Genomic DNA, 18,656 nt, shown 5'->3' with positions numbered 1-18,656 from the left:
CCAGCGTGGACACGCGGATACGCGGCTTATTCCGCCACCCCACGGTGCGGCCGTCCCGGTTGGGATCAGCCCGATTCAAATGAACGGGCGTGAGCGCACGCAGCTGGTACGCACAAGATCCCCCACCACCTCTCGGAAAGGTAGTGTAGCCTTCCCTAAGTATCGGAGGGTTCGTGGCAGAACTCTCCGAGGGGAGGCAGAAATCCATGTCAGCGATCCAGGTCACCGATCTCGTCAAGAGATACGGTGAGGTGGCGGCTCTCGACGGTATCTCGTTCGAAGTCGCCCGCGGAGAGGTACTCGGCCTACTCGGCCCGAACGGGAGCGGTAAGACCACAACGGTCACTCTGCTGTCCACCTTGCAACGACCTACCTCCGGTAGCGCCCGGATCTGTGGTCACGATGTGGTCGCCGAGGCTGCTCTGGTGCGCGAAAAGGTCTCGCTCACCGGGCAATACGCGTCTCTGGACGAGGGGCTCACCACTGTGGAGAACCTGTCCGTTTTCGGCCGTCTCACCGGTTTGCGCGGCCGGGGGCTGAGCACCCGCATCGACGAACTCGTCGAGCAATTCGACCTCGCAGCCGTGCGCAACCGGCGGGTCGGTGCCCTTTCCGGCGGGATGCGACGCCGGGTCGATATCGCCAGTGCCCTGGTCACCCGGCCCGAGGTGCTGTTCCTCGACGAACCGACCACGGGCTTGGATCCACGCAGCCGCGCCTCGGTGTGGGATACGGTCGCCGGCCTGCGGGAGGCCGGGATCACGGTACTGCTGACTACCCAGTACCTGGAGGAAGCCGACCGGCTCGCCGATCACATCGTGATGCTCAACCGGGGATCGGTGGTTGCCGCCGGCACACCGGGGCAGCTGAAAAAGCAGGCCGGCGCGGCTGTTTGCGAAGTAACCCTCGTGGATCGCGCCGATACCGACCAGGTCATCGGGCTGCTCGAGGGGCTGGAACTCGTCGAATCGCCGGCGCACGGCACAGCCGCCGGGGCGCAGGCCCATCCTCGACTGGTGGTCCGGGCGCCGAACGGAATGGCAACGGTATCCGGTGTTATCGCCCGATTGGACTCTGCGCGAATCGATGTGGTCGATATCGGCCTCCGGCAGCCATCGCTGGACGAGGTGTTCCTCCAATTGACAGAGACGAGCTGATGACGGCGACCACTGTCGAGCCCGCGCCCACCACGAACTTTCCGGGCACCGCCGCCCGGAGTTCGGTCGGGCTCGTACCGGCCACCGCTACTCTCGCCCGCCAGAAGATTCTGGCCGCAGTGCGCTCGGGCGATGTCGTCTTCGCCGTCCTCGGGCCGGTCGTATTCTTCCTCTGCTTCTATACGCCGCTGCACCGCCAGTTCGAACTCGGCGGGGGCGACTATGCGCAATTCCTCACGCCGATAATACTTTTGCAGGCCGGCCTGTTCACCGCCATCACTGCCACCGAGACTGCCGGACAGGACGCGCGAGCCGGTGTGCACGAGCGGATGATGTCGCTGCCGATCCCGCGCGTCGCCCCGTTCCTCGGGCGTATGGCCTGGGTTGTCGTGCGGATGGCCCTGGCGCTCGGCGGCGGGCTCGCCATCGGCTGCGGCTTGGGCTTCCGGCTCCAGGGCACCATCGTGGAAACCCTCGTCTTTGTCGTTCTCGTCATCGTCTTCGGGCTGGCAATGAGCCTGATCACCGATGCGATCGGCACCGTCGCGCGCAATTCGGTGTCGATCGCGAGCGTTCTCATGATCCCGCAGCTGATTCTGGTGATGGCATCCACCGGCCTGGTCGCCGCGCAGGCATTCCCCGAGTGGGTGCAGCCGTTCGTACGTAATCAGCCGATGTCGGTCTACGCCGACGCCCTCCGTGCGCTCGCCGCGGGCGGCGGTGCCGAACTGACCGCGGTGGCAGTCTGGTCGGTGGCGCTGCTCGTCAGCGGCGGCGCGGCAATGGTGGCCGCGGGCCGAGCGCAGGTGAAACGATGACGGAGACGATGACCTATACAGCAATCTGGCCACACCGGCAGAGCGTGCCGGTACTGCGGCAATCGATCGTCCAGGCGGGCGCGCTCATGCGTTCCTGGTCGCGCGATCCGGGGATCGTGGTGCAGTCGATAGTTTTTCCGGCCTTCCTGCTGCTGATGTTCCAATTGGTCCTCGGCAAAACCGTGACCTCGATGGGCGGTGGCGACAGCATCTTCGGCAACACCGGTCTGGTGGCGCTGGTGGGCGCCCTGTTCGGCACTCTGGCCACGGCGATCAGCCTCATCCACGAACGTGATACCGGGCTGCTGGCCCGGATGTGGACGCTGCCGGTCCCGCGCCCGGGTTTCCTCGCCGGTCGGCTGCTCGCCGAAGCGGTACGCACCGGGATAGCCACCGCTGTCCTGTTCGCCGTTGCGATCCCACTCGGATTCCGGTTCGAGCAGGGTATCGCCGCCGGAATCGGCGCTGTCCTGGTGGCGATGGTCTTCGCGGTCGGTATCGCGGTGCCGGTGATCGCCATGGCCACAGTCGCCTCCGGCCGGCAGGCCGTCCAGCAACTCAATGGGTTCTTCCTCCTGCTGCTGTTCTTCAACGGCGGTTTCGCACCCGTCAGCGAGTATCCGGGCTGGCTCCAGCCGGTGGTCCGGCATCAGCCGATGACACCGGCAATCGATACTGTTCGCGGATTGACCGAGGGCGGTCCGGTGGCGGAGCCACTGGTCATTACGGTGCTCTGGACGATCGGACTGATCGCCGTGTTCGGGCCGGTGGCGTTCCGCGGCTTCCGGCATGCCGCGGAACGCCGCTGACAACACAGCAGCGCATACCGGCGCCCCGGCCTCGATCAGTCGCTTTTCATATCCCCCGTGGACAGGCGCAGGGTGCCGAGCACGAATATGACCAGGCACGGCACCGCGAAGTACAGCAGTGATCCGTTCGGGCCGCCGAAGTAGCTTTCGATGGTGGAGAGCTGGCCGACACCGAGTTCGCCGTTCTTGAACGGCGACAACCGTTGCAGCATGCGCCCGAAATCGTTGTTGACGAACGTAACGAAAACCTCGATGCCGAACTTCCACAGCAGCACGATCATCACCACCAGGCCCGGTTTCGGCAGTAGTGCGGCCAGGCCCAGACCGAGGGCACAGACCAGCACGGTGAAGATCGGCACACAGATCAGCAGGCGGATCCCGGTGCCGGAGAAGGCATCCACCTTGCCCCATACGTCCGGGAACAGGTGCGGAAAGCCGCCCAGCAGCAGGAAGGTGGTCGCACCGGCCACCACACCGGAGAGCAGGCCGAACACGATCAGCTTCGCGACGGGCAGCAGCCAGCGGCGGGCCTGGATTCCCGCGACGGTCTCGACGGTCTTGTCCTTGAATTCGTTGCTCAGCGAGGACACCGCACCGGACATGAGGATGAACGTCGAAAAGATCAGCACCCAGTAGGTGGCATTGCTGGTCTCCATTCCGCCGTAACCGTTGATGGTTTCGGCCTGAGAGGCCTTGGCGATCCCGAAGTTGAGCGCCACCGGGATCAGGATCGCGAGCGGGACGACCGTGTACCACAGCGGGTTGCGCCATGAGAGCTTCGCGAGTTCGCTGCGGACTGCGCGGATCAGATAGCGGGTGAGCATCAGCCTGCACCTCCGCCGGTGGTGTATTCGACGCTGTTCGCGGTGATCCCGAGGTAGGCGGATTCCAGTGGTCGTGGGCCGGAGCCGCGGGCGACCAACTCGTCCTTGCTCGTGTCGGACAGCACCTTCCCCTTGCCCATGATGACGATCCGGTTGCCGGTGATCTGGACCTCGGTGAGGTTGTGCGAGGCCACCAGCAGGCATTTTCCGTCGGCGGCGAGCCCGGTGACGAGGTCGCGGAGCCATAGCGTGCCCTCGACGTCGAGCCCATTGGCCGGTTCGTCCAGCACCAGAGTTCGCGGATCGCCCAGCAGCGCCGCGGCGATACCGAGCCGCTGCAGCATGCCGTAGGAGAATTTGCCGACCGGACGCTTCGCGACCTTTTCCAGCCCGACCCGTTCCAGCGCCCGGCCGACGGCGGCCGCCGGCAGTCCGCCCAGGCGGGCTTGCCACAGCAGATGCTGCGTCGCGGTGTGCTGGGGGTTGCGGGTGAACGCGCCGAGGCCGAATCCGATTTCGCGGAGGGTGTCCCGGAATTCCAGTAGGCCTTTACCGTTGATGACAAGTGTGCCGCCGGTGGGCCGGGTCAGGCCGGCGATCATCCGCATCACGGTGGTTTTGCCGGCGCCGTTGGGCCCGAGTAGATAGGTGATCGAGCCCGGTTCGGCCTCGAAGCTGACATCGTCTACGGCGACGATATCTCCGAAGCGTTTGGATACGCCGCGAATACTGATCATCGATACATTCCTGAACGACTGAGTGGTGGGCTTATACGGAGAACGACTCCCCGTTCGGCCGTGGCGTCGACGGGGAGTCGTTCCGGAATTCTCTGCGGCTGTCAGTACCCGAAGTCCGGGTTACCCGCGCACTGCATTTCGGCGCAGATCGCCTTCCAGTCGTACTTCCACAGACCGCCTTCACGGATGAAGCGGTAGTTGATGGAGGTGGCCGGGAAGCCCGCCATCACACCCTCGACCCGCACCGACATCGTGTTGCCGGAGATAGCGATATCGCCGACGGCACGGCCCTGGATCGAGAAGAAGTCCATGGTCTGGCTGTTCGCCATGACCTGTTCGAGCGCACCGCGCGCCTGCGGGCCGTTGTAGCTGACCTCGAGCTTGGGCTCGACGCCGATGTTCGGGTTCCAGAAGGCAGCGAACTGCCGCTCGAGCTGACCGAGGTTCGGGACTTCGTCGCGAACGTAGAGGTCGCCGACCTTGCCGTCGCGAATCGACACATCGGCGGCGGCGGGCTGCGCCAGGCCCAGGCCGAGCAGTGCGGCGAAGACTAAGGCGGAAACGATCCTGATGAGTTTCGGCATGGGCGGTCCCTTCGACCAAACAACCAACAAACCCGGGCCTCCGGGCGGTCCAACAATAGGCCGCAAAAGTTAGGCAAGTCAATCCTAACTTCTGCGGCTTTTGATCAAAACGAAATGAGGCTTGCGGCCGACGAACGGCGTAACTTGCCCGACGGAGTCTTGGGCAGTGCACCCTTGTGCACGATCGTGACGACTGCCGGAGCGATGCCGATATCGTCGAATACCGCTCGGGCCACTTCCTTACGGATCCGCTCACTCTGCTCGGCATCCTCGGCGAGATCGGATTCGGCGATCACGGCGATACCTTCGCGCGCCATCCCGGGCAGGCGCACGGCCAATGCCGCAACACTGCCGGCGCGCACACCGTCGATTCCGGCCGCGGCACGCTCGACCGTAGTAGGCGCGATATTGCGGCCGGAGACAATGATGATGTCCTTTTTACGCCCGGTCACCACCGTCTCACCGGTATCGGTGATATATCCCAGATCGCCGGTGGCCAGCCAGCCTTCGGTGTCCACCGCCGATACGTAACCGTCGGGCAGGAGATATCGCCGGGTCACCGCGTCTCCGCGGACCAGGATTTCGCCGATCCGGTCGGCGGGTAGCGCCGCCCCTGAACCGTCGACGACTTTCAGTTCGATCCCGGCGACCGGTGTTCCCAACCGCATCAGAGTTCGCGATGCCGCGGCCGAGTCACGTTCGACCACGCCTTCGCCTTCGGCGCGTCCGGGTTCGATGATATCCACCGAATAGCGCGCGCCGGCATCGGTGAACGAGGTGGCAAGGGTGGTCTCGGCCATACCGTAGGCCGGGGTCAGGGCCTCCGGGCGGAATCCGAAACGGGCTGCCGCATCCAGGAATTCCCGCAAGGTCGCTTCGTCGACGATCTCCGCGCCGTTGACTGCGACCCGCAGACAGGACAGGTCATAGGCGCCGTCGGGCGCCCGACGCAGCCGCCGGGCCAGCAGCGAATAGGCGAAATTCGGTGCCGCGGTGTAGTTTCCCTCGAAACGGCTGATCAACTCCGCCCAGCACAGCGGATTCTTCAGGAACGCGAGCGGCGGAACGACCACCGCGGTCGCTTGCGCGAGCAGCGGGGTCATGAGCAGGCCGATCATGCCCATATCGTGGTAGAGCGGCAGCCAGCTGACGCCTACCCACTCGGCGGTGAAGCCCGTCCGGTCGACCATGGCGACCTGGTTCTGATGCAGGTTCCGGTAGGAGATCGCCACCGCCTTCGGCACACCGGTGGTGCCGGAGGTCAGCTGCAGGATGGCGGTATCGTCTTCGGCGGTCGGCACATGCGCGACCGTTTCGGTGCGCTCGGCCAGTTCAGCGATGACGGCAACCGGTGCACCGAGGTCGAGATCTCGCACGGCCTCGGTGAACGGCTCACTCAGCACGACCACCCGGGCGCCCAGCATATCGATCACCGAACGCGTATCCGTCAGCCAGGTCTCGAGATTCATGCGCGGGGTGGGCTGGTGCAGCATGGTGAAAACCGCGCCACGCATCCAGATCGCCTGTACCGCAATGATGACATCGTCGGCCGGGCCCGCGAGGATCGCGACGGAGTCACCCGGCATCACACCCGCCTCGGCCAATCCGGCGGCGGCCCGGCGGGCCTTGGCTCGCAGCCGATCCCAAGATCGGAAGGTCAGCTCCGATGCGTCGGGGCCGCTCCACAAACCTTTGACTTCGGACACCGGTTCGTCGAAAAGCAACTGGGTGATTCTGCTCATTGGAGTTCCATTTCTGCCTGGCGGGATATTTCCGGCCGTGGCGTACTACGCCTCGCCGAGGACCCGGTCGAACTGCTCGACGAAGGTGTCGGCGTACCCCGGCGGCAGGGCGGCGTGGTCGACGACAACGCCGAATGATGTCCGCTTGCCCAGAATCAGCGACGTCACCGAGAACGAGTAACCGGCCAGCGGCGACAGCGCGGTCAATTCGGTGATCTGTTTTCCGAGTACGGAACGAACCCTGGAGAATCCGGGGTTGATACCGATGTGGATGTCGGGACTCATATGTTTCATGGCCGCGCTACCGATCACCCGCCGCAGCGCCCAGGGCAGCCCGGGCTCGGTCGCGGGCGCGGCGGAAGTCAGCTCGGGGCGGCGTTTCTCGACGACGGCCAGTTCCGCTCTGCAGCGCTCGATCTGCCGGTCGAGATCGGGAACGTTGCCGGCCAGATTGAACGGGGTGACGATCACAGCGTTACCCGTGTGCCGGAAGTCCGGATCGTTGGTCACCGGCAGGGTTACCCGGATCACCTCGGCGGCCACCGAACCGGGCGGGGCGAGGCTGAGCGTGCGGCCGACGGCCGCGAGCAGGAACTCGTGCACCGAGGCGCCGCGTGCCTTGGCGGCGCGGCGCAGGTCGCGGGTGGAGGCACTGTACAACGCGTATTCGCGCCGGCCGGAGCTGGTGAGTTTCGGCCAGTTACGGCCGACCTTTCCGGCGGCGTGCTGTGCGGCGAAGGCGGCCTTTGCCTCCTTCATGATCTCCGGCTCGACTTCGGGTGTCCGGAACCGTGGGCTCGTCGCGAACCGCTCGAACTCGGCTAGTTCCTCGGCCGTACCGTCGGCCAGCAACGCGGCGAAGGCGGCGCCGGCGATACCGTCGGACAACGCATGGTGCACGCGCAGCAGGAAGTATTGGGCCCCGTCGGCGACCGGGGTGAACAGCGTGATGTGCCACATCGGTTGCGGACGAGGCAGCGGCGCCTCGAGCAGTGCGGTCACCTGTTTGCTCAACTCTGCCGCGTCGGTGTACTCGGCGGCGGCGAGATGGCTGTCCACATCGATCTTCTCGGCCACTACTTCGCGGGGGCGGCGCCAGCGCCCGCGGTCGATGCCGAGCCGGAACAGTTCGAACAGTTCACTGCGCTCACGCACCCGTTCCCGCACCTCGCCGATCGGCACGTGGGCGCCATCGGCGGACAGCTCGAGCAGCATCGCCCAGTGCATCGGGCTGCTGTCGGTGTCCAGGTGCAGGTAGGTGTGGTCGGAGGGGGTCAGCGTCGTTACCGAGGCATCTGTCATTGCGTGTCCACTTTCGCGAGTAAAGCCTGGTAGCCGTCCGTGTCGGGCTTCATGGCCGCGGCCACCAGTTCCCACAGCACCTCGTCCGTACCGCCACCGACGCGCGCCAGTTTCATATCCCGGAACCAGCGGTTCAGTGGGAGACCGGTATCGAGGTAGCCGATACCGCCCCAGATGTGCAGGCACTCCGAGGCCACTTCTTCGCCCAGATTGGCCGCGGTGACCTTCAGCGAGGCGGCGGTACGCAGATTGATACGTCCCTCGGCGGCGACGCCGGCCAGTGCGTGGCGCAGGGTGTCGACCCGCGATTGCAGATCGGCGACGCGGAGTCGCAGCGCCTGATGGTCGTAGAGGCGCTTGCCGAATTGGACGCGGTCGTACATCCGGGCCAGGGTTACGCCGAGCATGCGCTCGCAGGACGCGGCGATCTGACCGGCCACCGAATAGCGTTCGTGGGCCAGACCCCAGCTGATCACCGCCAAACCGGTGCCGGGGCGTGCGAGGAGCGCGTCCTCCGGAATCCAGGTGTCGATGCTCACCGCGGCGGTATCCAGCGGTCCGGCACCGAGCTTCCGGTACGGCTTGCCGACCTGCACCTGCGCGACCGGCACCACTGCCAGCGCGACATTGCCCGATTCGGTCGCCGGTTCATCGCCGAGGGTGCGCCCGACGACGAGCATGTAATCGGCGATCGGCGAGAGTGAAACGAACTTCTTGTGACCGACGATCCGGTAGCCGCCGCTCTCCGGCTCGATCCGGGTCCGGGCGTTCTGCAGGTCCGAGCCGCCGGATTCCTCCGACGCCCCGATGCACACCACTGTATCGACCGCGATCGCCTGCTCGGCGAGTTGCCGCAGGAAATCGGTACGCCCGAATCGGCGCAGCACGGCGATCGCCGAATCGTGCAGGCTCACTCCGACACCGATGGCCGCCGAACCGAGCGCGCCCAGCGCGCGGGCCAGTGCGAAATGGTCGCCGAGGTCGGTGACCTTGCGGTCGTTCCATTTCCGCGCGAAAACACCCTCGGCACCGAGATGTTCGAGCAGGACCCGTGGGAACTGGTTGTCCTGTTCGGCCTGTTCGGTCCACCGGACCACCCGGTCGTCGAAGGCCCGGGCGAGCAGATCGGAATACGAGTCGGCGGGCGCGGCGACTGTCATGCGACAGCGCCGGACTTGCCGCGGATCAAGTCTTCCAGATCACCGACCGATGCTGCCTCGGCCATCTCCCGTTCGGTGAGCCGGACGCCCAGGCGCTCTTCGATGGCCACGACACCGATAGCGAAAGCGACCGAGTCGATGCCGAGATCCTCGACCAGGAGCGACTCCCGGTCGAGGCCGGTGAGCGGCAGGTCGAGATCTTCTTCCAGAATGCTGTGCAGTACGTCGCGAATTCGGTCGGACATCTGAAACTCCTCAAAGAATGTTCGGATCCGCCGGCCCGGGGCCGGCGTTGTCCCTCCGGTCGGATCGGAGAGACACCACTGGGGTGAAGCGTCCGGAGAACCGGCGCGGCGTCGGTGAACGGCACCGCACGCGGGACGAGGCCCACCTGGCGAAGGGCGCCGCGCCCTATTCGAGAACCTCCTCGCCGGTGACCCCGAAGCTCGTGAACGCGGTATTCCGCGGAAGGCGATAGACTTCGCGCCCGGTCACGCTGTTGATGATCTTGGCGTTGCGCACGGCACCGATGTCCAGGTTCGGTGCGGAGACACCGTGGCTGTGTTCCTCCGCGTTGGCCACGAACAACCGGCCCCGCAGCGCGTCCTCGGCGCTCACCGAATGGTTGTTCTCGAACACCAGACGGCCGCGCGAATCACGCCGCAGATGCTCTTCCAGGGGGTCGAGGAAGTCGGTCCTGCGGTACCGGTATCCGGTCGCCGCGATCACCAGGTCGGCGGTGTGGGCGATCTTCTTTCCGGTGTCACGGTGCAGTCCCCGGACCCGGAGGCGGCCGTCGGGCAGCGTGTCGAGGCCCTCGACCGCGACACCGTTGCGCAACTCCACCGGCTGCGACTTCTCCAGCAACTGCCGTCGGTAGAGCAGATCGTGCAGGCGTTCCAAGGTATCGGTGGAGATGCCTTTGTGGAATTGCCAGTGCCCGGCCCGCACTCGATCGCGGGTGGCCTCCGGCAGGCTGTGGAAGTAGTCCATATACGCCGGTGTGGTCATCTCCAGGGAAAGCTTCGTGAAATCCAGCGGCGCGAACCACGGGGTGCGGGTCCACCAGCGCACGGCCGGACCGCCACGCAGGTTCTCTTCGAGCAGATCGATGACGATCTCGGCGCCGGACTGACCGGAGCCGATCACGGTGACGGCCTGCGCGCGATGCGCGGTGTCGCGGTGGTACAGGTATTGCGCACTGTGTACCAGTGCGGAGGATCCGGTCGAGAGCGCCTGCGGGATGGACGGTTCGGTTCCTACGCCGACCACCACATGCTCCGCGTATACCATCGAGGTGGTGGCGGAACCGGACATCAACACCTCGAAATGACCGCGTGCGCCGTCCCAGCGCACCGCGTCGACGGTGGTGCCGAAGCGCAGCGAATCCAGCTTCCCGACCGCCCACAGGAGGTACGCCTCGTACTCGCGTCGCGTCGGGAACCAGTCCTCACGCACCAGGAACGGGTACAGGCGGTCGACGTCGGCCAGATAGGCCAGGAACGACATCGGGTGTGTCGGGTCGACCAGCGAGACGAGGTCGGACAGGAAACTGACCTGTAGTTTCGCCTCGTCGAACAGGAGGCCGGGATGCCAGCGGAATTCCTCGGCGGAGTCGACCACGAGCACGTCGAGGTCGTCGACAGTCGAGGCCATGGCCGCCAGCGATATGTTGAACGGCCCGCAGCCGATACCGAGTACGTCGACTTTCCGTATATCACTCATGGCTCTTCACCATCTCGCCGTGATCGTGACGCAGACCTTCGGATTCCACTTCCAGCCCGATACGCAGCAGTTCGTCGAACAGGGCATCGATATCCCGTTCGGTGGTTTCCGGGTTGAGCAGGGTGAGCTTCACACAGGTGCGGGGTTCGCCTTCGCCGTGGACGCATACCTGGGTTCGGCCGATGAGCGCCTTACCGGAGCTGATCAGGCGCCGGCGCAGTTCCCCGTTCACTTGGTCGAGGTCGAGGTCCTCGCAGCGGTAGCGGAACACGACCGTGGTCATGGTGACCGGTGCGACGAGCTCGAGCTGCGGCTCGGTGACGATACGACGCTCGGCATGGCGGGCGAGATCGTGGCAGGTATCGAGCATCTCACCCAATCCGGTCCGGCCGTAAGCGAGAAAGGTGGCCAGGACCTTGAGCACATCGGGGCGACGAGTGGTCTGCAGAGTCTGGCCGAGCAGGCCGCCGAAACCGGCCTCGATATCGTCGTCCGGGTTGAGATAGGCCACCGACCGGTTCAGCGCGGAGAATCGCCCCTGATCGGCGAGCAGCAGCACACTGGCGGCGGCCGGCTGCCAGCCGACCTTGTGCAGATCCAGTGTCACCGAATCGGCCCGCTCGAGACCGGTGAGCAGCCCGGCGAGCTTATCGGAGAACAATGTGCCGAAACCGTATGCGGCGTCGACGTGCATCCAGACGCCGTGGCGCGCCGCGATGCGGGCGATCTCGGGCAACGGATCGACGGAGCCGAAGTCGGTGGTGCCTGCCGTGGCCACGATCGCGACCGGGGTGTGACTTTCGGCGAGTCCGGTGAGCAGCTCGTCGAGAGCCTCCGGGATCATCCGGTGCTCGGAATCGACCGGAACTCCGATCGCGGCGCTCTCCCCGAGGCCGAGTGCTGCGCACGCGCGGTGCACCGAAAAATGCGCGATCTGCGAACACAGCACCACCGGGCGAGGCAGACCGCTCACGCCGTTGCTGCGGGTATCGATGCCGAGCCGGGCGGCGCTGTAATCTCGAGCTATCAACAGCGCGAGCAGATTCGAGTAGGACCCACCGGGGCCGAAGACGCCACCGGACCTTTCGGTGAAACCGGCCAGCTCGGCGAGTGCGCTGATGGTCCATTTCTCGATGGCCAGCGTTGCCGGCCCCGAATCGTAGGTATCCAGCGACGCGTTGGTGGCGCCCGCCAGCGCATCGGCAACCACCGCCACCCGCAGCGAGGGCGGCTGCAGGTGCGCCGCCGCATGCCGGTGGGTGAGGTCCAGGCCGTAGGCGGCGATCAGTTCGGCCACCCGGTTCAGCGCCGCGTCCTCCCCTGCCCCGTGGTCCGGGATCCGCTCCGGGCCCAGCTGCTCGGCCACGGCCTCGAGCACGTCGGCCGGATTTCCCCAGGGCAGCGGTGCGCCGTGATGCCGTGATTCGACCGGACCGGCCAACTGCGCGAGGCCGTGGCCGATGGCCGTCCACCCGTCACCCGGCGTGGCGAACTTGGATCTCTGTCTTCGTGGGAATGCGATTTTCTCTGACACGGGTAGCCCATCGACTCGAATATGGATGACGACTGCATTCGTCCGTCCCCACCGCGGCGCGAAGCAGTTTCGACTGCGTGATCTAGGTGGATTCGCGGATGGTCCGAACGAGTTCGTCCAAGGGGCGGTCCAACGCACGTGGAATTGCTGCGACGAGTGCGGACACCATTTCGCCGGCACTGCGGGCGAGCTCGGCGCCGACTACCTCCGGCTGGTAATCGACCTCCAGGTGGACGCGGTCATCGGCGCCGCGTTCGAAGGCCAGCGTCAGCGGATAGTTGCCGACGCCGTGGAATACGGACTCGTAGCTCACCCGGCCCCGAGCGGGCGCCGGGATATCGCGTAGCGGCGCATTCCGCACGGACGCCATGATCTCGGCGACAGGGAAGCGACCGCCCGCGGTACGCAGCGCCGTGAGCACAGTGCCGTAGTCGACAGTGGCGAATTCCATCGCCCGGTACACCACCGAAACCGCCGCGCGCAGTGCGTTACCCACGGTCGCCGCCGGATCGAAGCGGAAGCGCATCGGGACGATATTCCCGCTGTAGCCGACCCGGTCGGGGCCGTCGTCGGGATCACGATTATCGGCGGGCACCAGCAGGACGTGGTCGGCGGCGCCGGTGAGGGCATACACGCTCACGGCGCACACTCCGATGAGAAGCGCGTTGAGAGTGGCGCCGACCTCGCGGGCGACGCCGTCCAACGCCTCGATGCCCGCCGGCTCGATCGGGGCTCCGAGGCGGATACCGGCCGCATCGGCGAGCGGGGCGAGCCAGCTCTGCTCGGCGCTGTCACCCGGCAACTCGCCGGAGAGCGGGTACCGGATATCGTCTGCCGCCCACGTGTCCTGGGCGTGCCGCAGTGCCCGGTCGATCTCGTCGGAGCCCACGGCGGTCACCGGACGGGCGGGGCGGACGACGTCGGCGGGCCGGGCACCGGAAACCAGCGTTCCCAGCAGCAATGGCCAGGAGGTGTCGTCCACAGCCAGGTGATGAACGACCAGCGCTACCGTGACCGCACCATCGGCAGCCGCGAAGATCCGCGCCCGTAACGGCGGCTCCCGGGTCAAGGCGAACGGCGCCTGCGCCAATGCCTCGGCAGCTGCCCGGATCTGCGCACGGCCGATCGATCGGCCCGTAGCGGTCGCTGCGCCGTACGGCGGCAGTGCGCCCCACTCCCAGACGGCACCGGGCTCGACCCAGCGGCCGGTGTGCTCGATGGCCTCCCGGCGCGGATCCCCTTCCGCCCCGACGACGATCACCGAGCTGAGCACCGCCGCATCACGCACCATGAGCTCGAACGCGGCGATCACCGAGTCGATCGTATGGGTACCGGCGAAATCCAGGACCAGGCCGATATTGTGGGATACCGAGTCCGGGTCGAGCTGGTAGATCTTCCACATCCGGCGTTCGGCAACAGCAAGACTGCCGGTGGAAACCGTCTCGGAGGTCGCGAGGCTCTCCGCCGGGCCGACGCCGGCCCCCGCGACGGCCAGACGCCGGCGAAAGACTTCCAGCCGCGCATCGGTCAATAGGTTCGTCATACTTCTTCCTGCTTCGGGCCGATCGGGGACTGCTCAGCTGCCGCGGGCACCGACTGTGCGAGCCGCAGTGTTCCGGCGATCCGAGTGAATTCGTCGCGCTGCACCGCGGTTTCCCGCACTGTCGACCAGTCGCTGACGATGTCGATCAGCTCGCCCTGCGCCCAGAGCGGCGCCTGGTCCTCGAACCACGGGGACCGTGGATCGCCACTGACACCCAATGGCACGATCCACCGGCTCGCGTCACGGTCGGCCAGGTCCCACGCATAGCGAGCGGCCGATCCGACACCGCAGGCATGCGAAAAGCCCACCGCACTGGCATTGGCCATAATGCATTCGGCGTCACCACCCAGCGGCTGTGGTTGCGGGCGGAGCTGCCGCGCGACCTCGGGGTGCTTCGGTGTTGCCCCGACCAGGTCCCACCCGTGGATCGGAGCGAGTACGTGGACACTCCCCCACGTCGGAAGCGGCGCGCCGGCGTCGGCAGCTTCGGCGACCGTTTCGAGTGCGCCGGTGACCAGCCGGGCGATATCCACGCCCAGCGCCGCGGCCCCGCCGATCACCGATTCCAGTGCGGCCGCGATCCGGGTCTGCGCCACGAACCACGGGGTGAAGGTGGCGCCGAACCCGTGCGGTGCGGCGAGCCCGGACAGCGCCGGGTCGGCGCCGATCGCCCGGACCAGGTGAGCTCGTACTTCGGCGAACAGGTAGGCGTCGATACTGCCGGCGTGCATCCGGCGATCCCATGCCAGCAGCCGTCCACGGAGCCGGTCGGCGCTCGTGCTCAACCCGGTCAGCGGCGGTAGCAGGCGCAGGAATGCGCCGGCCGCACCGTTGTGTACATCGGCATGGAGACGTTCGCAATCGCCCACCGTCATGGCCGGGGCGTCCGCGAGGAGAGCATCGATGCGGTCGGCTCGATAGATCGGCACGGTTTCGGTGGTCGTCGGCTGCAGCGAAATGTTGTCCGGGATGCGCTGGTTGGCGATCACCGAATAGCCGGGCACGAGGGCGTCGAACCGCTCGTCGCGTACCGACTCGGTGACGTATCCCTGCCACTGGTAGCGCTCGTCCCAGCCGGGCACCGGCAGCCAGTAGTTCTCCGGGGCTCGCCGTGGGAACTTTCCGGTGACGTGGTGGGTGAGCCGCCCGGCGGCGTCGGCGATGACGATCCGGTTGACGGGCTCGACCCACTGGGTGAGGGCTCGTTCCACGTCGGCGGTGGTCTCGGCGAACAGCACATCCAGTGCGGCGTCGAAGGTCGTCTCGGGATCGGTGAGCATGGGCGTGCGCAGGCTCACCGCGAACGATGCGTCCGGACCACCGAATACGACAGCGCCGTTCCCGGTGGTGATGATCTCGAGCTCGAGCGGTTCGCCGTCGCGTACGAGAATCTGTTCGGTTCTGATCTCGGCCGGGCGGCGGCCGCCGGCGGTGTCCGCGAGTACGCCGGAGCCGGCCCGGGCGAGCCGTTCGATGTACAGATCCTGGTAGTCGGCCATCCCATTGGTGATGCCCCAGGCCACGGTGCCCGCGTGGGCGAAATGCGGCGTACCGGGTACCCCGGCGAAGGCGAAGCCGACAACATCGAATTCCGGTGCCGCCAGATGGAACTGCTGGTAGATACCGGGCAGTTCCAGGAACCGGTGCGGGTCGCCTGCGATCAACGGTGCCCCGGTCGCGGTGCGGGCACCGGCGACACCCCAGGCATTGCTCCCCGACAGGGCATCACCGAACGACCGTGTCGCCGAGGCGGCTCGCTCGGGTAGGGCGGGGAAATTCGCCAGCAGTTCGGTGAGGAACGCGTCGTCCGGATAGTCGGGCACGGTGTCTCCGGCCGGATCCACTCCCTCGCAATCGAACAGGGTCAGCGCGTCGCGGCCGAGTGCGCGCACCGTATGCCATCGCCACAGTTTGGTGAGGAAACGGCCGAACAGGATGTGGTGCATGAGGAACACTGCGATCGGCGTCCACGGCTGCCAGGGTGCCGGACGGTGCGCGAGTTCGGTCAGCTCGGGGGCATCGGCCGTCTCGAGAGTGCTGTTGACGCCGTCGGAATAGGCAGCGAGCAGGGACCGGGTGCGCGCCGAGGACGTCCGGTAGATCCGGCGGGCAGCGCGCTCCATTCCGGAACGCCGGGCGAAAATGTCCCATTCGACCGTGTCCGCACCGAAAACCTCCGCGGTGCGTCCTTCGGCACGCAGCCGCAGGAATTCGATCTGCCAGGCGCGGTCGACCCCGCACGCATATCCCTGGCCGAAAAGTGCGCCCTCGGCGGAGTCCGCGATGATATGCGGGATGCCCCGCGCGTCCCGGACGATCTCCAGATCGGGCCGGCTGTTGCCTGCGGTGCTCACGCGGCATGCACCCCCTTTCCGGAGGTCGCCGCGATCGCGGACCGGTGCCGGGCGATCGGGTTCACGAGCACGTGATCGTTGTCCACCAGTGTCGAATACGAGTCACCGAGGTTCACCATGCGCCGGTTGTCCGATATCTGCAGGCGATTCAGGTGAATGGCCTGGAAGGTGGGTGCGAACAGATCCCATTTCCGGAAGCGGCCGGCCAGGTCCGGATGGCGGGCCTGGAATTCGCCGACACTGTGCGCGACGGTGGCCCAGAAGTCCGGGTCGGCGACGATCCCGTTCTCGTGCAGCAGCAAGGCGAGGTGGCGCAGGAAATCGTCGAATACATCCGAGAGCACACCCAGATTGCGGATCTCGTCGGCTTCCTGGGTTACCGCACGACGGCAGGATTCCGGAATATCGCCGGGAGCATCGAACAGGCAGATCTCTTCACCGATGTCCTTGAGGATTGCGCGTACCGGTACCCCGTCGTCGAGTACGAGGATCAGGTTCTCGCCGTGCGGAGAGAATTTGAACTCGTAGCGATAGAGGAGATAGATGATCGGGTGCAGATATGCCCGCAGATATCGGGCCAGCCACTCCTGCGCGGCGAGACCCGATTCCTGAATGAACGCTCCGACCAGGGGAATACCGTTGTGGTCGATATGCAACAGGGCGGCCATTGTGGTCAGCTGCTCGTGTTCGGCGACCCGGGAAACGGGGCTTTCCCGCCATAGCGCGCTCAGCAATTTGCGGTATTCCGAACCGGGCCGGGTGATCGCGGTGAGCGTGGTGTTGCGATAGCCGATCGCGGCGACCTCGGAGATCATCTCGAATCCGATCGAGGCCAGGTACGGGTCGCCGTCTACCCGGCTGCGGACCCAATCGTTGATCAGCGGAGTGGTGCGCATGTAGTCGGCGGACATCCCGCGGGTGAAGCCCATATTGACGATCGACAGCGCCGTTTTCACGTAGTGGCGCGTCGGAGCCGACACATTGAACAGGGTCCGGATGGACTGCTGCGGCTGGTACCGATCCGGCCCCGGGCCCACCGGCACGATCCGGCCTTCCGCGATATCGACCGCGTAGATCCGGGCGATCTTCTCCGCCCACTGCCATGGATGTACCGGCATGTAGTAGTAGGACGCCGGGTCGTACCCCTGTCCGGTGAGCACGCGATCGAACCGGGCGAGGGTATCCGCACCGAGTTCGTCGCGTATCAGGCTGTCGTAGTCGATACCCGACATCGCCGCGAAATCGGTATTCGCACGCAGCACCGCGACCCACTCCAGCGCGAACCGACCGCCCGACTCCGGCGCGTACCGCTCGATATCGTCGGCACTGAAGCCGAGCCGGCCCGCATTGGCGACGAGGCACGGGTGCCCCTCGGTCATCGTCTTCTCGATGGTCTGGAAATCGGCGACCGCCAGATCTGCCGCCGGGATCCGTCGTGTATCGGGCCTATTCATACTGATCGAGGCCGTGTTGGTGAACTCCTCGAGGAATTCCGGTAGCGCGTCGATCGGGATGCCGAGGCTGCCGCTCATATCGACGATCAGGGCGATCGAGTCGATTCGCAGTTCCTCGCCCGCACGGACTCGCCGCAGCGACGCCGCGTCGATACACCAGCTGTCGAGTGACAGAACCTCGGCGCGGAACCGGTATTCGGTTTTCCGATCGTCGGAATAGATCACATACTCGCCCGGAGACAGCTCGGTGGGCTGCAAGAACCGTTCATGACAGAACTCGGCCAGTATCTTCCTGGCGAGCCGGGTGTTGTAGACCTGCCGGTACGAGCAGGCAGGAACGGGTACCTCGCCGGTACCCCGGATATCGATACTCATCACTCGACCTCTCCGGCCACAGTGCGGCCGTTATCGGTCGCCCTGGCGAAATCCGCACGGGTGCAGTAGCTGAGCCGGGCGGTTTTGCCGGGTACCGGGAAATCACCGGCTACCCGGAAACCGACGGCGGCATTGAGCCGCTGCACATCGGCGTTGCGCACATCCGGTTCGACCACCACACGACGGGCACCGGCCTCGAAGAAGGCGGCACGCATGATGTGCACCATGACCGCACCGGTGAAACCGGGCAGTCGCCGCTCACTGCTGGATACCAGCAGATGCATGCCGATATCACCGGTTTCGTGGACGTAACCGGTGCCCGGCTGGGCCAGATCACTGGTGAGCGGGTTGTACAACTCGAAGAGGAACTGACGTTCGCCCTCGAAGTACCCGATGCGCATACCGAAGCGCGGATCCGGGTCGGCGCCGGCGTCGCGGATCAGCTTCGCCACATCGCCGAGCGGGCTGTTCAGCATATCCCAGTAATGGGACTTCGGGTGGTTGAGCCATCGGTGCACGGATTCCAGGTCGCGGTCCA

At 66.0% G+C, this 18,656-nt stretch carries 15 protein-coding genes and 1 pseudogene; 3 read left to right on the top strand and 13 right to left on the bottom strand.

The annotated features are described in order from the left end of the window. The first annotated feature begins 206 nt into the window (after nucleotides 1–206). From ACFWPH_RS17910 to ACFWPH_RS17900, 3 genes are read left to right on the top strand one after another with little or no spacing between them, the layout of a single operon-like run. The gene (locus ACFWPH_RS17910) at nucleotides 207–1,157 is read left to right on the top strand and encodes an ATP-binding cassette domain-containing protein (protein ID WP_378752280.1); all 951 of its coding nucleotides are present in this window, start codon (nucleotides 207–209) and stop codon (nucleotides 1,155–1,157) included. Next, nucleotides 1,157–1,975, top strand: a complete 819-nt coding sequence (locus ACFWPH_RS17905) for an ABC transporter permease (protein ID WP_378752278.1) — start codon at nucleotides 1,157–1,159, stop codon at nucleotides 1,973–1,975. Before ACFWPH_RS17910 ends, ACFWPH_RS17905 begins: the two co-directional genes overlap by 1 nt. An 8-nt stretch (nucleotides 1,976–1,983) precedes the next feature. Beyond that, on the top strand, nucleotides 1,984–2,784 hold the full coding sequence (locus ACFWPH_RS17900; protein ID WP_378752276.1) for an ABC transporter permease: 801 nt from the start codon (nucleotides 1,984–1,986) through the stop codon (nucleotides 2,782–2,784). 35 nt (nucleotides 2,785–2,819) lie between these two features. Here ACFWPH_RS17900 and ACFWPH_RS17895 read toward each other — a convergent pair whose 3' ends face one another. From ACFWPH_RS17895 to ACFWPH_RS17835, 13 genes and pseudogenes are all read right to left on the bottom strand, one after another. Then, nucleotides 2,820–3,608, bottom strand: coding sequence for an ABC transporter permease (locus ACFWPH_RS17895; RefSeq protein WP_378752274.1), 789 nt, complete (start codon nucleotides 3,606–3,608; stop codon nucleotides 2,820–2,822). Next, the gene (locus ACFWPH_RS17890; protein WP_378752273.1) at nucleotides 3,608–4,345 is read right to left on the bottom strand and encodes an ABC transporter ATP-binding protein; all 738 of its coding nucleotides are present in this window, start codon (nucleotides 4,343–4,345) and stop codon (nucleotides 3,608–3,610) included. The genes ACFWPH_RS17895 and ACFWPH_RS17890 overlap by 1 nt, the downstream gene beginning before the upstream one ends. Before the next feature lie 101 nt (nucleotides 4,346–4,446). Continuing rightward, the gene (locus tag ACFWPH_RS17885; protein ID WP_378752271.1) at nucleotides 4,447–4,929 is read right to left on the bottom strand and encodes a hypothetical protein; all 483 of its coding nucleotides are present in this window, start codon (nucleotides 4,927–4,929) and stop codon (nucleotides 4,447–4,449) included. 104 nt (nucleotides 4,930–5,033) lie between these two features. Then, on the bottom strand, nucleotides 5,034–6,671 hold the full coding sequence (locus ACFWPH_RS17880) for a long-chain-fatty-acid--CoA ligase (protein WP_378752269.1): 1,638 nt from the start codon (nucleotides 6,669–6,671) through the stop codon (nucleotides 5,034–5,036). A gap of 45 nt (nucleotides 6,672–6,716) precedes the next feature. Next, a complete protein-coding gene (locus ACFWPH_RS17875; protein WP_378752267.1) occupies nucleotides 6,717–7,973 on the bottom strand; it encodes a wax ester/triacylglycerol synthase domain-containing protein in 1,257 nt (418 codons plus the stop codon). Further along, a complete protein-coding gene (locus tag ACFWPH_RS17870; RefSeq protein WP_378752265.1) occupies nucleotides 7,970–9,133 on the bottom strand; it encodes an acyl-CoA dehydrogenase family protein in 1,164 nt (387 codons plus the stop codon). Before ACFWPH_RS17870 ends, ACFWPH_RS17875 begins: the two co-directional genes overlap by 4 nt. Next, nucleotides 9,130–9,378: an acyl carrier protein gene (locus ACFWPH_RS17865; RefSeq protein WP_378752263.1), complete on the bottom strand. Its 249-nt coding sequence runs from the start codon at nucleotides 9,376–9,378 to the stop codon at nucleotides 9,130–9,132. The genes ACFWPH_RS17870 and ACFWPH_RS17865 overlap by 4 nt, the downstream gene beginning before the upstream one ends. A 166-nt stretch (nucleotides 9,379–9,544) precedes the next feature. After that, nucleotides 9,545–10,858: a lysine N(6)-hydroxylase/L-ornithine N(5)-oxygenase family protein gene (locus ACFWPH_RS17860; RefSeq protein WP_378752261.1), complete on the bottom strand. Its 1,314-nt coding sequence runs from the start codon at nucleotides 10,856–10,858 to the stop codon at nucleotides 9,545–9,547. Further along, nucleotides 10,851–12,392 (bottom strand): pyridoxal phosphate-dependent decarboxylase family protein, encoded by a 1,542-nt coding sequence (locus ACFWPH_RS17855; RefSeq protein ID WP_378752259.1) that lies wholly within the window; start codon nucleotides 12,390–12,392, stop codon nucleotides 10,851–10,853. The genes ACFWPH_RS17860 and ACFWPH_RS17855 overlap by 8 nt, the downstream gene beginning before the upstream one ends. A gap of 82 nt (nucleotides 12,393–12,474) precedes the next feature. Further along, nucleotides 12,475–13,935 carry a condensation domain-containing protein gene (locus tag ACFWPH_RS17850; RefSeq protein WP_378752257.1) on the bottom strand — a complete coding sequence of 487 codons (1,461 nt, stop codon included), beginning with the start codon at nucleotides 13,933–13,935 and terminating at the stop codon, nucleotides 12,475–12,477. Then, nucleotides 13,932–16,289 (bottom strand): penicillin acylase family protein, encoded by a 2,358-nt coding sequence (locus ACFWPH_RS17845; protein WP_378752255.1) that lies wholly within the window; start codon nucleotides 16,287–16,289, stop codon nucleotides 13,932–13,934. The genes ACFWPH_RS17850 and ACFWPH_RS17845 overlap by 4 nt, the downstream gene beginning before the upstream one ends. After that, complete coding sequence (locus tag ACFWPH_RS17840; RefSeq protein ID WP_378752253.1) at nucleotides 16,286–18,118, bottom strand: IucA/IucC family protein; 1,833 nt, start codon at nucleotides 18,116–18,118, stop codon at nucleotides 16,286–16,288. Before ACFWPH_RS17840 ends, ACFWPH_RS17845 begins: the two co-directional genes overlap by 4 nt. Continuing rightward, a pseudogene (locus ACFWPH_RS17835) lies at nucleotides 18,118–18,648 on the bottom strand (GNAT family N-acetyltransferase); the annotation flags it as partial. The gene ACFWPH_RS17840 and the pseudogene ACFWPH_RS17835, both read right to left, overlap by 1 nt. Nucleotides 18,649–18,656 lie beyond the last annotated feature (8 nt).

The sequence above is a fragment of the Nocardia sp. NPDC058499 genome, assembly GCF_042719915.1.
Taxonomy (GTDB): Bacteria; Actinomycetota; Actinomycetes; order Mycobacteriales; family Mycobacteriaceae; genus Nocardia.
This window is presented reverse-complemented; position numbering and strand designations above follow the sequence as displayed.